This window comes from Paenarthrobacter sp. E2MeOHC11, assembly GCF_058744955.1.
Genome location: NZ_CP196673.1, coordinates 44,329 through 57,782 on the forward strand (window position 1 = coordinate 44,329; position 13,454 = coordinate 57,782).

Annotated in this window: 12 protein-coding genes; 7 read left to right on the plus strand and 5 right to left on the minus strand. The window is 59.4% G+C overall.

Annotation, left to right across the window (positions count from 1 at the left end; all coding sequences use genetic code 11):
* The first annotated feature begins 4 nt into the window (after positions 1-4).
* Complete coding sequence (locus tag ACSSVG_RS00215; RefSeq protein WP_492416688.1) at positions 5-1,267, plus strand: IS110 family RNA-guided transposase; 1,263 nt, start codon at positions 5-7, stop codon at positions 1,265-1,267.
* Between the two features lie 523 nt (positions 1,268-1,790).
* Here ACSSVG_RS00215 and ACSSVG_RS00220 read toward each other — a convergent pair.
* The gene (locus tag ACSSVG_RS00220; RefSeq protein WP_231343021.1) at positions 1,791-2,753 is read right to left on the minus strand and encodes an alpha/beta hydrolase; all 963 of its coding nucleotides are present in this window, start codon (positions 2,751-2,753) and stop codon (positions 1,791-1,793) included.
* A 127-nt stretch (positions 2,754-2,880) separates the two neighbouring features.
* Here ACSSVG_RS00220 and ACSSVG_RS00225 point away from each other — a divergent pair, with 127 nt between their 5' ends.
* Entirely contained in the window at positions 2,881-3,543 is a 663-nt protein-coding gene (locus ACSSVG_RS00225) for a TetR/AcrR family transcriptional regulator (RefSeq protein ID WP_492416702.1), read from the plus strand.
* Between the two features lie 180 nt (positions 3,544-3,723).
* Here ACSSVG_RS00225 and ACSSVG_RS00230 read toward each other — a convergent pair whose 3' ends face one another.
* The 4 genes from ACSSVG_RS00230 to ACSSVG_RS00245 all read right to left on the minus strand — a co-directional run bounded on the left by ACSSVG_RS00230 (position 3,724) and on the right by ACSSVG_RS00245 (position 9,442).
* On the minus strand, positions 3,724-4,419 hold the full coding sequence (locus tag ACSSVG_RS00230) for a GntR family transcriptional regulator (protein WP_492416704.1): 696 nt from the start codon (positions 4,417-4,419) through the stop codon (positions 3,724-3,726).
* A 417-nt stretch (positions 4,420-4,836) separates the two neighbouring features.
* A complete protein-coding gene (pntB, locus tag ACSSVG_RS00235) occupies positions 4,837-6,261 on the minus strand; it encodes a Re/Si-specific NAD(P)(+) transhydrogenase subunit beta (protein ID WP_492416706.1) in 1,425 nt (474 codons plus the stop codon).
* Positions 6,262-6,305: 44 nt separating this feature from the next.
* Positions 6,306-7,850: a Re/Si-specific NAD(P)(+) transhydrogenase subunit alpha gene (locus ACSSVG_RS00240; RefSeq protein ID WP_374110802.1), complete on the minus strand. Its 1,545-nt coding sequence runs from the start codon at positions 7,848-7,850 to the stop codon at positions 6,306-6,308.
* 290 nt (positions 7,851-8,140) lie between these two features.
* Positions 8,141-9,442: an amidohydrolase family protein gene (locus tag ACSSVG_RS00245; RefSeq protein WP_231343030.1), complete on the minus strand. Its 1,302-nt coding sequence runs from the start codon at positions 9,440-9,442 to the stop codon at positions 8,141-8,143.
* A 68-nt stretch (positions 9,443-9,510) separates the two neighbouring features.
* Here ACSSVG_RS00245 and ACSSVG_RS00250 point away from each other — a divergent pair, with 68 nt between their 5' ends.
* The 5 genes from ACSSVG_RS00250 to ACSSVG_RS00270 all read left to right on the plus strand — a co-directional run bounded on the left by ACSSVG_RS00250 (position 9,511) and on the right by ACSSVG_RS00270 (position 13,356).
* Positions 9,511-10,236: an SDR family NAD(P)-dependent oxidoreductase gene (locus ACSSVG_RS00250; RefSeq protein ID WP_231343032.1), complete on the plus strand. Its 726-nt coding sequence runs from the start codon at positions 9,511-9,513 to the stop codon at positions 10,234-10,236.
* Positions 10,237-10,351: 115 nt separating this feature from the next.
* The gene (locus ACSSVG_RS00255) at positions 10,352-11,296 is read left to right on the plus strand and encodes a thiamine pyrophosphate-dependent dehydrogenase E1 component subunit alpha (protein ID WP_492419283.1); all 945 of its coding nucleotides are present in this window, start codon (positions 10,352-10,354) and stop codon (positions 11,294-11,296) included.
* Positions 11,293-12,309 (plus strand): alpha-ketoacid dehydrogenase subunit beta, encoded by a 1,017-nt coding sequence (locus ACSSVG_RS00260; protein ID WP_231343035.1) that lies wholly within the window; start codon positions 11,293-11,295, stop codon positions 12,307-12,309. The genes ACSSVG_RS00255 and ACSSVG_RS00260 overlap by 4 nt, the downstream gene beginning before the upstream one ends.
* Positions 12,310-12,318: 9 nt before the next feature.
* Positions 12,319-12,591, plus strand: a complete 273-nt coding sequence (locus ACSSVG_RS00265; RefSeq protein WP_231343036.1) for a biotin/lipoyl-containing protein — start codon at positions 12,319-12,321, stop codon at positions 12,589-12,591.
* A 27-nt stretch (positions 12,592-12,618) separates the two neighbouring features.
* A complete protein-coding gene (locus tag ACSSVG_RS00270) occupies positions 12,619-13,356 on the plus strand; it encodes a FadR/GntR family transcriptional regulator (protein WP_231343039.1) in 738 nt (245 codons plus the stop codon).
* Positions 13,357-13,454: the final 98 nt, after the last annotated feature.

Below are 13,454 nucleotides of genomic sequence, written 5' to 3' on the forward strand. Positions count from 1 at the left end.
CATCATGACAAAGGAATATCTGAAAGTCATCGCCGGGATCGACACCCACGCCGATACCCACCACGTCGGAGTCATCACCGACACCGGCCAACATCTGGCGGACAAGGAATTCCCGGCAGCGGGAGCCGGCTATCAGGGAATCATCGACTTCATCACCGGCTTCGGTTCCGTTCTCGCCGCCGGTGTGGAAGGAACCGGCAGCTACGGCGCCGAACTCTCACGCGTGCTCACCCGAAAGGGCATCCGCGTGGTGGAAGTGATGCGCCCGAACCGGCAGGCACGCCGGCTGCGGGGAAAATCCGATCCACTCGATGCCTATCAAGCCGCCGAATCGGTGCTCTCCGGCAGGGCAGGCGTCACCCCGAAATCCCGGGACGGTGCAGTGGAATCCCTGCGGGTGCTGCGGGCCGAGCGCGCAACCGCAATGCGGGCCCGCGTCGCGGTGATGGCCCAAGTGAAAACAATCCTGACAACCGCACCGGAGACCCTCCGCGCCAGATACCGATCCATGACGAGCCCGGCGTTAATGGCCGCGTTAGAAAAGACACGACCCTCCGGCGCCCCATCCGAACCCCTGACCAGCACCGCGACCGTACTGAAACGGCTCGCCGTCCGCTACCGGCACCTGCACCAGGAGCTCGCACTGATCGACGCCGAACTCGACACCGTCCTCACCCTCCACGCACCAATGCTGCGCCACATTCAGGGCGTCGGCACCGACGTCGCCAGCCAGCTCCTCGTCACCGTAGGAGACAACCCCGAACGCGTCACCACCGAGGCGAAGTTCGCCGCCCTCGTCGGCGTCGCCCCGATCCCCGCCTCCTCAGGCAAAACGACCCGGCACCGACTAAGCCGCGCCGGTGACCGACAGGCCAACAAAGCCATCCACCGCGTAGTGCTCGTCCGAATGCGCTATGACAACCAAACCCGGGCCTACGTGGCCAGGCGACGCCAGGAAGGCAAAGGAACCAAAGAAATCATGCGCTGCCTCAAACGCTACGTCGCCCGCGAAATCTATAACCAGCTCCAACACCCGCGTCCCGCTCCCGACGCCGCCACCCTCCGGAAAGCACGCGCAACCAAAGGATTGACCCTTCAAGAAGCGGCCGATGCCCTGAGCGTCTGGCCCACCACACTGTCCCGTCTGGAACGAGGACTTTCCCACGACAACGACGCCCACCACCGCTACGAGACCTGGCTCAACAACCAATCCACCGCCCACGCGCATCCACCCTATCCACCGGTGAACCGGGCGCTTCCAACCTGACCGTGGACACCGAAGCCCCGGGGGTCAAAGGCGGCCCCCGGCCGTCGCGCAGCGATCGCGGCAGCGACCCTTGAGGCCGGAGCGGAGGCCACGGCAACCTACATGGCCCCTGGCCCAGCGACCATTGACAACAATAGGAGCATCATTGTCCACACTTCCTTTTTGCTCGAACGACCGCCGAAGAACAGCGAGCCGACACTCTTGTGAGCGTTTGGAGGGCCGCAGCAAGCGAGTGCCGCAGCCTTCGCAAATCGTCTACTCGCTCGAACGATGAAACATCCAGCAAGATCGCCGCACCAGAAGAACAGATCCTCAGGAGCGCATTCCGCCGTGCCCAACCCCGGCCGCAGCCTCCAGCGCAGTGCTGTGCGGGATTGCGGATTGTTGACGGACTCAAGGTACCGGAGGCCGACAACGAAGCATGGGAATGCAACCTTTGCCGGGCGTCCGTTCTGGATCCGCGACCGATTCTGACGACCCCGGGAGGGCGATTAATCAGACTTCCCGGACGTGCCACGGCGGGTTACAGGGTCGATATGGCTCGGCATCTATCGGCGATGGTGCGCCGCGTGACCTGCATGTCAAAACTCATGAGGTCGTGGCCGTGTATGACACCCGCATTCACGTGGAGTTCGCAAGGAATTCCTGCGTGGTGCAGCCGCTGCGCGTAGGAAATGGATTCGTCCCTGAAGATGTCGAGGTCGCCAACCTCAATGTAAGCGGGCGGGAGGCCCGAGAAGTCCTCCAGGCGTGCCGGGGCGGCTACGGGCGAGACGTTCCCGCCGCCAATGCTGTCCCCGAGGACGGCGTGCCAACCCGTCCAGTTCGTATCGGGCGTCCAGGTGGCCAAGCCGTCCAAGGCCGGATCCGGGACCGTGGTGCGGTCGTCAAGCATGGGGTAGATCAGGATTTGCTTCGCTACACCGACGCCCTTGTCCCGGGCGAGGATTGCCGTTCCTGCGGCCACGCCGCCTCCAGCGCTGTCGCCCATCACGCCGATCCGAGCGGGGTCCACGCGCAGGTCCGTGGCGTGGTTGATGAGCCATTCAAGGCCGGCAAGTCCATCTTCCTGCGCGGAGGTTCCTGTGTACTCCGGAGCCAAGCCATAGTCGACCAGCAGCATTGGCACGTTGGTTTCCTGGACGTAGTGTCGGATGACGCCGTCGTAGTGGTCAATCTTTCCGGCGACCCGGCCTCCACCGTGAAAATAGACGATGGCCGCCCGGTCTTCCCGATCATCATCGTCGCGGGAGTACCAACGCAGTTCCATGCCGGCCCCGTCCCTACGTTCGGCCCTGTGCGGATCTCCCGACACCCCTGCGACTACGGGTCGTGGGATGACGGCAAGGCCTGCGTCAATGACGGACCGCAGGCCCATCGCGTCGCCACGTTCGGGCATGATGAATTCAGGACTCTCGGTGGTTGAACTGGCGGCCGCCGTGAAAAGCGCCAAGATTTCCGGATCGAACCTGTCCACTGCTGACATCTTTGTCCTCCTTCAGGTCAAGGCCCGAAAACTGTCGCTCTCAAGCACTGATGGACAACTGTACGATAGTTGATGTCGATGGGCAATCGTAGGATAGGTCCAAGAGACTATGGGGAGAGGGGACGCGATGGGCCTCACCGGCACGCCTCCTGCAGTATTCATGCGCGAAGGCAACGCAGCGGATCCGCGGGCCGTGCGCACGCGCCAGCTTTTGCTTGACGCGTTTGAGCGCCAACTTGAAAGCGGCCAGTCATCACCGACGGTCTCCTCGCTGGTCCAAGAGGCTGCCGTGAGTCGGAGCTCGTTCTATAACCATTTCACCGGCGCCGAAAATGTGGGTGTCGCAGCCTTCAGGGAGTTGCTCGACGCATTCAAGCCGATGCTCCGCGAGGATGAGGATCAGTCCACTCCGGCCGTCGTGTCGCAGGTCGGGTTTGAGGAGTTCTTCACTCACCTTGCCGAGCACAGGGTGTTGTGCCTAGCCGTGTTGACCCCGGGTACCCAGACGCCCGCACTCGCCGAACTCCACTCAACGCTGGTCACCCACCTCACCGCGGCCATTGCGGCGGTTGAAGCTAGGCCTGCAGGCCTCGACGCCAAGCAGGCAGCAGTGTTTCTCGTGGGCGCGATCCTCTCACTGCTTCTCGACTGGCTCGAAAAGCCCACACAGACAGCCACAGAACTGACCTTGTTCGTCGACCGGATGCTGCCGGACTGGCTCAGGGACGAGCATCAGATCGAAGCCCCGATCCTCGTCACCACCACTCCTCGGACGAAGCCGAACCAATAGCGCATTTTGCCGAATGACCGCGCACCAACCAAGCCAGCATCGAACCAGACTCACCTGATCAAGGAACTGCCATCGACCATCGGGAAAACAAGTGCTCCGTCGTCCTCATGCTCACCGGCCTGCTGGTCGGCTTGAAGAGGAAATCTTCACCCCCGGCATCGCGGTGAACCCTCAAGTGAGTTAGGGGGCTTGAAGACGTTCAGCCAAGGCCTGGATGACGCGTTCTCGTGTGAGTTCGATATGGGTTATGGCAAGTGCTCCTGCTAGATCCGTGGCACCCCTTTGGATCGCTTGTATCAGCCCTTGGTGCTGTGGGCACTGGCTTTCGAGGGAGCTTTTTCCACTTAGCGAAAACAACCAATGCAATCTGCTGAGGAGCGGACTGACGGTTCGCTCCAGCAGCGAATTCCCGCAAAGGACGACGATTTCCGCATGCAATGCCGTGTTGCAGTGAGCTAGACCTAGCGGATCTTGGCGGACGCTCGCTTCTTCTGCTTGAGCAAGGAGGCATTGCAGATGCTCCGCTGGATGCCCGTTGTGCACCGACTGCGCAGCGCGGCGGGCGGCGAAGACCTCCAAAGTGAGTCGCAGGTCGAAGAGCTCGTTGACGTCGCTTAAAGTAACGCGCTTTACAATTGCCCCGCGCCTTAGTGACGACTTAACGAAACCTTCCCCCTGCAACTGCTGGAGTGCCTCGCGGACAGGGATCCTCGATAAAGCCAGAATTTGGGATAGCTCGCGTTCCCGCAAGCGGTCTCCCGGCATAAATTCACCCGAGATGATGAGCCTTTGTATCTCGACTCTGGCCAAGTCAGCAGAAGACTGGTGTGACTGTGGCAGGGAAATAGTCGGTTCAGGCCACTCCTTGAGTTTCATGGTGCCATATCTCATTACATCTCAGCCGTTTGGTTTAAAGTTTGCAAATGAGGGCTGCAGCGCGCACGGGAATGGTGGTGATCGGACCGAATCAGGACATGAAAACGTTCTTCAATCTCCTGCGGTTTTACCGAGGAATTCATGATTCAAGTGAAGAAGGAACTCGTGCCGGTGATGAAGGCCCACCCACGGAGCAGCCGTAATCGTGTCCAGATCGAAAACATCTGTCTCGACCACGGGTGCGTCGGCATAGGGCAGTTCGTTCTTCCGCCGCGCTCTCAGCTCTTTCCTCCTCACACGGGCGAGCCACGGGCGTTCACGCACGGCCGGTCTCCTCGTCCGTTGTCGCACTGCTCTGATCCACTAGGCCCCCGGACGTCATCCCAGGTTGCAGCGGGCCATCAGCTATGGGCATACCTAAAATGCCCGAAGTATCTCTTCCACGCGCTGTTTGGCGTCGCCGAACAGCATCTGGGAGTTATCTCGGAAGAATAGAGGATTCTGTACGCCCGCGTATCCCGCTGCCATGGAGCGCTTGAAGACAACAACATTCTCGGCTTCCCATACGCGCAGCACGGGCATTCCTGCGATAGGGCTGCTTGGATCCTCGGCTGCCGCCGGGTTGACTGTGTCATTCGCTCCAATGACCAGCACCACCGACGTTGCGTCCAAATCATCGTTGATTTCGTCCATCTCCAGGACGATGTCGTAGGGCACTTTCGCTTCAGCCAAGAGGACGTTCATGTGGCCGGGCAATCGTCCAGCGACAGGGTGGATGCCAAAGCGGACATCAACTCCGCGTTCCTTCAATTTATGGGCAAGCTCGGCGACCGGATATTGTGCCTGTGCGACGGCCATGCCGTACCCAGGGGTGATGACGACGCTTGAGGCATTCGACAGCAGCTCCGCTGTTTCTTGAGCCGAAATCTCGCGGTGCTCACCGTATTCAGCATCTTTCGCTTTCGGTGCGGACACACCAAACCCGCCAGCGATGACGGAGATGAAGGACCTGTTCATCGCTTTGCACATGATGTAGGAAAGGTACGCACCGGAGGAGCCCACCAGTGCACCAGTGATGATAAGGAGGTCGTTGTTCAACAGGAAGCCTGCGGCTGCAGCCGCCCATCCTGAGTAGCTGTTGAGCATGGACACGACCACTGGCATGTCTCCGCCGCCGATGGATGCTACGAGATGCCAGCCCAGACCCAACGCCAGGACTGTAACTGCGATGAGCAAGCCAAGTTGCGAGTCATTGACGTACCGAACGGTGAGGACCACGAATGCTGCCAGGGAACCTAGGTTGATGGCGTTTTTGCCAGGCAGGGTGAGCGGGGCGGACTTCATTCGCCCTGACAGTTTAAGGAAGGCGACGATCGAACCCGTGAATGTCACGGCTCCGATGAAGACGCCGATGAAGACTTCCGCGTGGTGAATGGCCAGAAGGGACTCGGCAACGTGCGGCGTTTCCAAGTGTCCGTTCCATCCGACCAGAACTGCTGCCAAGCCCACGAAACTGTGCAGCAGCGCAATCAGCTCGGGCATGCCGGTCATCTCAACGACACGCGCGCGCCACAGCCCGATGGCCCCACCAATCAATACGGCGATCAGGACAAAAATCATCCCGCTGAAGTTTTGGTTATTGCCCCATGCACCCTGAAGGGTCAACCAGACGGTTGCAGAAAGGGCGATCACCATGCCAGTAACGCCGTAAACCACACCGCCCTTCGCCTTTTCGTGCTTGCTGAGCCCTGCAAGGCTGAGGATAAACACCAGTGCGGCAACGACGTAAGCCGCTCCAGCGATTGACTCTGCGGTTAGAGCACCGGAGACGGCTTCAGACACGGTTGAACTCCTCGATCGTTGTTGAACTCGCTGGCTTCGCGTAATTACTCATGAGATTTCCCTCCGCGGGAGAACATCGCGAGCATTCGGCGGGTGACGGCGAAACCGCCAAAGATGTTGATGCTTGCGAGCAGGATTGCCGTCGCGGAAACAACCTGTACAGCCGGGTTGGCAGAAGTAACCTGCAGCAAAGCGCCGACGACGATTATGCCGGAGATGGCGTTCGTCACCGACATCAATGGAGTATGCAGAGCGTGATGGACTTTCCCGATGATGTAAAACCCGACGACGACCGAGAGCATCAGCACTGTGAAGTGCTGCGGCAGCGGGTCCGGTGCAATTGCGTTGATCCCAAAGAGTGCTGCGATCCCCGCAACAACCAGTCCGGCCTTTACTGCGGGGCTAAGACCCTTCTTCTTGGCTGCCTGACGCGCCAAATGTTCCTTGACGTCAGCACGAGTCGACTCATCCGAAACAGTGGGAGCAGCGGAAACCTGGACGGGCGGAGGCGGCCACGTCTTTTCGCCGTTCCTGACAACCGTTACCGATCGTTGGATGACGTCGTCGAAGTCGATCGCAAGCTGTCCGTCCTTGCCCTTGGTCAGGAGTTTCAAGAGGTTCAGGATATTGGTTCCATAGAGCTGGGATGCTTGGGCAGGTAATCGCCCGGGCAGGTCCGTGTACCCAAGGATGACAACGCCGTTATCCGTGACCCTACGTTCACCAGCAACAGAACCTGCGACGTTGCCGCCTTGACCAGCAGCCATATCAATTATGACGCTGCCCGGTTTCATGCTGGCTACATCTTCTTCTGTCAACAGCTTCGGCGCGGGCCGCCCCGGGATGAGGGCGGTAGTAATGACGATGTCGACATCCAGTGCCTGCTCCGAGTAAATTTCCGCCGCCCGTTGGTTGTAAACCTCGCTAGTGGCTTTGGCATACCCATCAGATGACTTCATCTCGTCTGCAACCTCAACCTTGAGGTATTCACCACCGATGGATTTCACCTGGTCGGCCACTTCTGGCCGGGGATCGGTCGCCCGCACAATCGCACCCAAACTGCTTGCGGCGCCGATAGCGGCCAGGCCAGCAACACCAGCGCCAGCAACCAGAACCTTGGCAGGGGGCACTTTCCCCGCTGCAGTGACCTGGCCCGTGAAGAACCGGCCAAACTCATGAGCGGCCTCAATGACGGCCCTGTACCCGGCGATGTTGGCCATGGAACTCAGTACGTCCATGGACTGCGCCCGCGAGATTCGGGGCACAGCGTCCAACGCCAAGGCTGTTATGGGTCGCGCTGCCAGCGCATCAACCAACTCGGGTCGCAGAGCAGGGCTGAGCATCCCGATGAGGGTTGCGCCTGCCGAGAGTTTATCCAGCTCCTCCTCGCTGGGCGGATTGATACGCAGCACCACATCGCTGCCCCAGGCTTCATCGGCGCCAACAATCTGCGCTCCAGCTGAGGCGTACGCGTCGTCAGGAAAGGACGAAGATTCGCCAGCGCCTTTCTCTACGACCACCGTGTAGCCCAATACGGCCAACTGGCCCACAGTTTTGGGTGTCGCCGCAACACGTGTCTCCTGACCCATTTCAACGACTATTCCGACACTTGCCACGTCCATCTCTCCCATTCCATTGCGTCGAGCCTGAACGTCTTCGTCCACTAGAGCCCTCAGTAAGCCGCTTGCAACTGAAATCATACGCCTACTGGTAGTACAACAGACATCATATGAGATAACCAACGGAAGGGCTATCTTTTTCTCAAAGGCAGCGCTCCCCTGGCCGGCCGCCCACAACATTCCCCTCGACGTTGCAGGAGAACGCGTCGCCTGCTTTCATCGGCCTCCTAGCGCCAGAAGGTCGGACTGGGCCGCGCAGTTTAGTAGTCCGCCGTTTCAATCAGCGCTTGCAGGTGCGATGAGAGGTTGACGGCTACCTCCGTCCGCGCAACAACGCGGCCGTCCTTGAGGACGACTCGATCGAGTGTTCCGGAGGCCATCGCTTCCTCCAAGGAATTTGCTCGAATAGCCAACAGGTCCGCTGGGTATCCAGCGGCGACCCGAACCTCCGGAAGGCCCATGGCGCGGCGCGCTCCCGTACTTGTACATACGTAGGCATCGCCTGGCATCAAATGGCCAGCGGATACTAGCAAGGAGGCCGTCTCCAGGGCATCTATCCTCCCCATCGGGTTAAACGGGTCCCTCCAGTTGTCGCTTCCAGCGGCAACGGTAACGCCACTTGCCAAGAGGTCCTCGATTGCCGTAAGTCCCCGCGGCTTCCTCGTTGTGCTGCCTCTTCCCTGAAGAAACAAGTTCGTTTGAGGCAACGTCACAATCGACATCCCGGAATCGGCGATGAGCTGGACCGCCTCCCTTGCCGCATCCGCCGATTGCGTGCCCAAGCTGACGCAATGTGAGGCCGTAACCGGGTACGCGAAGCCCGAGGAGAGGATGCTGCGGGCCAGTTGCCTGAGTACGAAAATGTCTGGATCAGTTGTTTCGTCAATATGCAGATCGATGCCACACCTCGCGTCCCCGGCGATGGCCATCAACTCACGTAGCGAAGCCTTGGGATTGCGCTCCAGGGAGGGAACGCCCCCCACAATGTCGGCGCCGAGTTCCAGGCTGGCTTGGAGCGTCGACCGGTTGGGCGCCCCGTCGTCACCGCCGACCTCTCCGGCCAAGGCCACAATTTGAAGGTCAATGATCCCCGTCAGTTTTCGCTTGAGATCAACGATAGCTTCGATGCCGGTGGTGCCGATCTCCTCGCGGCAGTCAACGTGCGTTCTAACTGCCGTATACCCTCGCGTCAAAGCTTCCGTGACTGCCAACAGGCTACGGCGGCCAATATCGTCCCTTGTCATGGATGGGTAGGCCGCCTTTATCGCCTCAATCGCGCCAGCCAAGTCTCCTGTGCGGTTTGGGACGCGTCGCCCCAACAGCGCCTTGTCCAAATGGGCATGGGGCTCCACCGGAGACGGCAGAAGAAGATACCCATCCATGTCCATTTCGTTAGGGGACGCGCCTGCAGCATCCGCTGATCCAGCATGCGGGCGCTCCCGCGCATCCAGCGGCACGACCTTTTCTATGGCGCCGTCCCGCAGGTGGACGTCCACTTTGACTGCTGCCGAGGAAAGGGTGACGGAACGGAGTACAAATGAATCGAAAAAAACACTGGTCATACCACTATGGTAACTGGCATGATGTAATACATGTTGAGATGTGGAGACAGAAATTTAGGGAGGATCCTATGAAAGGCTTAAACGGTCGTCGAGTCCTCATCACCGGGGCAGCAGGGGGCATCGGCGCGGCCGTCGCACAACGTCTTGCTGCGGAGGGTGCCATTGTCGCCGGAGCGGACCTCGTCAAGCCAGAGCTGAACAAGACGCTGGCGTTCGCCGGGGCCATGGATGTCTGCAATGCCTCCGATACGGCAAGGCTGGTGAGCGAAGTCAACGAAACCCTTGGTGGAATTGATGCGGTGGTGGCTGTTGCGGGCATCCAGGCATCGGGGCCTACGCATGAGCTCTCGGAGGACGTGTTCCGCAAGGTCCTGGACGTCAATGTATTGGGTACGTTCCTCACAACCCGTGCCGTGATACCACAAATGTTGGAGCAGGGTTACGGCACCATCCTCACGTTCGGCTCCACCGCTGCAGTTTGCGGAGCCCCGGAACTCGCCGCATATGCGGCCGCTAAAGGCGCGATACTTCAGTACACGCGATCGATCGCCGTGGAGTACGCCTCAAGAGGCATTCGAGCCAACTGCATCTGCCCAGGTGGCACTATGACTCCCCTGCTTCGACAGCTCAATGCTGAAAGATCAGAGCCAGATCATTTCGCCGCCAAGCACCCCATCGGCCGCTACGCAGAACCAGACGAAATTGCTGCAGCAGCAACATTTCTTCTGTCTGACGATGCTTCCTTTGTCCTGGGTTCCGCGATGTTGGTTGACGGCGGTTTCTCAGCATCGTAGCTGGCGGCACAAGACCTCTTAGATAAGGATTTCGCAAATGACTAACTCTCTAACCCAAACGGCAACTCGAGCCGTTGGCATCGATTTGGAAGAAGGGATGGACCTACTTCGTCGGATGATCCTGATTCGCCGCTTTGAGGAGCGGGCCGCGCAACTCAGGGCATCCGGCTTGATTCCGGGCTTTCTTCACCCCTGCAGCGGCCAGGAAGCTGTAGCGGTGGGGGTTTGCGCCGCTCTTGGAGAAAATGACGTGCTCACATCCACGCACAGGGGGCACGGCCATCTAATCGGACGTGGAGCGGATCCTGCACGGATGTACGCCGAACTGTTTGCCCGCTCAACCGGCTATAACGCGGGGAAGGGTGGGTCTCTGCACATGATTGATGCGGAGCTCGGATTCCTGGGAGCAAACGGGATCGTCGGAGGTGGCATTCCTTTGGCTACCGGGGCTGCATTGCAGCTCAAGAGGACCGGTAGCGGCGCGGTGGCGGTTACCTTCTTTGGGGATGGCGCTTCCAACGAGGGGGCCTTCCACGAATCCCTGAATCTTGCTGCTCTCTGGAAACTCCCCGTCCTCTTTGTCTGCGAGAACAATCTATATGGTGAGTTCACCCGACAGAATGAGCACATGCTCCTGGAGAACGTCGCCGATAGGGCATCTGCATACGGATTGCCAGGCGTGGTCGTCGACGGAAATGATGTCCTTGCAGTGCGGCAAGTAGCGGCTGAAGCAGCCGACAGGGCCCGGAACGGGATGGGCCCCACTCTTATTGAAGCCAAGACATACCGCCACAAGGGTCACTTCGAAGGTGATATGGCGCGATACCGCCCTAAAGAAGAAGTGGAATCTTGGATGAAACGGGATCCTCTTGTCCTGTTCCCCAACGTTCTCCGGGATGAACTGGGAGCCACTGAAGAGTCGCTGGAAGCGCTCCGCCAAGAGGTGGAAGAACGTTTGAGCCGCGACATCGAGTGGGCAAAAGAGCAGGAGCACCCTTCACCTGAAGATGCCCTGCAACACGTTTACGTAGATTCCTACAACGGAAGGGCTCTCCGATGAGCAAGTTTACCTTTGCAGATGGCATTCGTCAGGCCATAACCGAAGAGATGGAGCGGGACCCGGCCGTCTTCATTATCGGGGAAGACGTCGGTGCATCCGGAGGCGTCTTCGGCGTCACCAAAGGCCTTTGGGAGCGTTTCGGATCGGATCGCCTTTGGGATTCGCCCATTAGCGAGGAAGCCATCGTTGGCGCGGCGGTGGGAGCTTCGCTCGTAGGAGGCCGGCCAATTGCGGAAATCATGTTCAGCGACTTTTCGATGCTGGCTATGGACATGATTGTCAACCAAGCCGCTAAGACCCACTACATGACCGGTGGCAAGCTCAGCTCGCCAATGGTTGTGAGAATGGTGACCGGCACAAATGGGTCCACAGGGGCACAGCATTCACAGAGCCTGGAGTCGTGGTTCACTCATGTGCCGGGCCTGAAAGTTCTGGCACCGTCGACGCCGGAAGATGCCAAGGGATTGATGAAAAGCGCAATCCGAGACCCGGATCCGGTCATGTTCTTTGAACACAAAGGTCTTTATGTGGGCAGAGGAGGTCCGGCCGGTGAAGTGGTTGAAATCGACCCCATCCCCTTTGGCTCGGGCCGGATCCACAGGGAGGGAACGGACGTCACAATCGTCACCTACCTAAAAACTCGGGAATATGCCATGCAGGCGGCCGAGGCGCTGGCCGAAGAAGGCATCTCCTGCGAAGTGTTCGATCCCAGAACACTCGTACCGTTTGATTATGAGGGACTGCGGTCCTCCCTTGAGAAGACTGGCCGTCTTCTGGTCGCCCACGAAGCGCCCGCCCGGGGTGGGTTCGGTGCTGAGATCGCCGCCTGGGCAGCAGAGCATTGCTACGACGTGCTCAGGTCCCCTGTGCAGCGTGTGGGAGGCCGCAACACCCCCGTTCCTTATGCCCCTGTGCTCGAACAATTTGTTTTGCCAATGACAAACCAGATCGCTGAATCGGTGCGGACATTGCTTGGCAAGCCCACAATTCAGAACCAAAACATCAACATCTAAGGACATAGCATGGCTAATGAATTTCCCCTCCCCAAATGGGGAGTCACTATGGAGTCAGGAACTATTGCTGAATGGAATGTCAGCGTTGGAGATACAGTAACGGAGGGTCAAATTCTAGCAACCATCGATACGGACAAGATCACCGTCGAGTTGGAGGCACCGACCTCAGGTATTGTCGGCGCCCTGCTCGCCCAGGAAGGGGACGATGTGGAAGTCGGTGCTCCCGTCATCACGATCGCATCTGATCAACAGGATTATGAGAGCTACCGCGCTGGCCTTTAGTACTCCCTAGTCTGATCGGAGCCAGAAATGAGTGAAACAGATACCGGCTCCTCTTTCGTTGCTGTTGAAAGAGTTAGCCCAACTCTGCAGGTAAGAGATCAGCTCCTGGCCGCGATTAGACGAAAGGATTATCCCCCGGGAACTTTCCTTCCTTCCGAGCGCAAGCTCGGTGAGGCCTTCGGTGTGAGCCGGGTGAGCATCCGGGAAGCATTGGCAGGTCTGGAAGCGACGGGACTCATCGAGATTCAGCACGGCAAAGGGGCCCGGGTGAGGGAGGGAATATCCAGTGCCTACGCTGGGGCCTTCGCCTTATATCTTGAGATGCACAGGGACGAACTGAGCGAACTCCTTGATGTCCGTGGGGCCTTGGACGGCCTCGCGGCCGAGCGGGCCGCGAGTGGAACAAAGGACGACGCCCGGGCTGCAATCGAACGTGCTCATTCTGAATTTGCAGAAGCAGTAGATTCTGCCGTTGACCCGGCCGAACTCGCCCTGCTCGATGTCGCCTTTCATCGCTCAATAGCTGAGGCCTCAGGAGGTGTGTTGCTGCCAGGGCTGCTCGCAGATCTGAACGGCCTACTCACGCAATCCCGAGACATCCTCTTCTCCCAACCTGGACAACTGCCAAATTCCGTAGCCGGGCACAAGGCCATCATCGATGCCATCCTGTCCGGCGACTCCGCAGCCGCCCACGACGCCGCGGTCCGGCATGTGATGGGCATGCTCAACTGGGTTGAGAGCTTTCGAAGCGTGGGAATGAGCTGATCGCAAGGAGCCGGCGTGACTGTTTGTGCCCGGTTTCCGGTTCGGCATGACGGCGCCGGAGCGCTTGTTCACCCATTCAGGAGGGCCTCGGCGCGGTG

What these genes read in the sequence shown, in the direction of transcription:
- ACSSVG_RS00240 (WP_374110802.1), bottom strand. Translation starts at nt 7,850, where the DNA reads ATGGGTCAGGAGACACGTGTTGCGGCGACACCCAAAACTGTGGGCCAG.
- ACSSVG_RS00220 (WP_231343021.1), bottom strand. Translation starts at nt 2,753, where the DNA reads ATGTCAGCAGTGGACAGGTTCGATCCGGAAATCTTGGCGCTTTTCACG.
- ACSSVG_RS00250 (WP_231343032.1), top strand. Translation starts at nt 9,511, where the DNA reads ATGAAAGGCTTAAACGGTCGTCGAGTCCTCATCACCGGGGCAGCAGGG.
- ACSSVG_RS00230 (WP_492416704.1), bottom strand. Translation starts at nt 4,419, where the DNA reads ATGAAACTCAAGGAGTGGCCTGAACCGACTATTTCCCTGCCACAGTCA.
- ACSSVG_RS00225 (WP_492416702.1), top strand. Translation starts at nt 2,881, where the DNA reads ATGGGCCTCACCGGCACGCCTCCTGCAGTATTCATGCGCGAAGGCAAC.
- ACSSVG_RS00260 (WP_231343035.1), top strand. Translation starts at nt 11,293, where the DNA reads ATGAGCAAGTTTACCTTTGCAGATGGCATTCGTCAGGCCATAACCGAA.
- ACSSVG_RS00270 (WP_231343039.1), top strand. Translation starts at nt 12,619, where the DNA reads ATGAGTGAAACAGATACCGGCTCCTCTTTCGTTGCTGTTGAAAGAGTT.
- ACSSVG_RS00245 (WP_231343030.1), bottom strand. Translation starts at nt 9,442, where the DNA reads ATGACCAGTGTTTTTTTCGATTCATTTGTACTCCGTTCCGTCACCCTT.
- ACSSVG_RS00265 (WP_231343036.1), top strand. Translation starts at nt 12,319, where the DNA reads ATGGCTAATGAATTTCCCCTCCCCAAATGGGGAGTCACTATGGAGTCA.
- ACSSVG_RS00215 (WP_492416688.1), top strand. Translation starts at nt 5, where the DNA reads ATGACAAAGGAATATCTGAAAGTCATCGCCGGGATCGACACCCACGCC.
- ACSSVG_RS00255 (WP_492419283.1), top strand. Translation starts at nt 10,352, where the DNA reads ATGATCCTGATTCGCCGCTTTGAGGAGCGGGCCGCGCAACTCAGGGCA.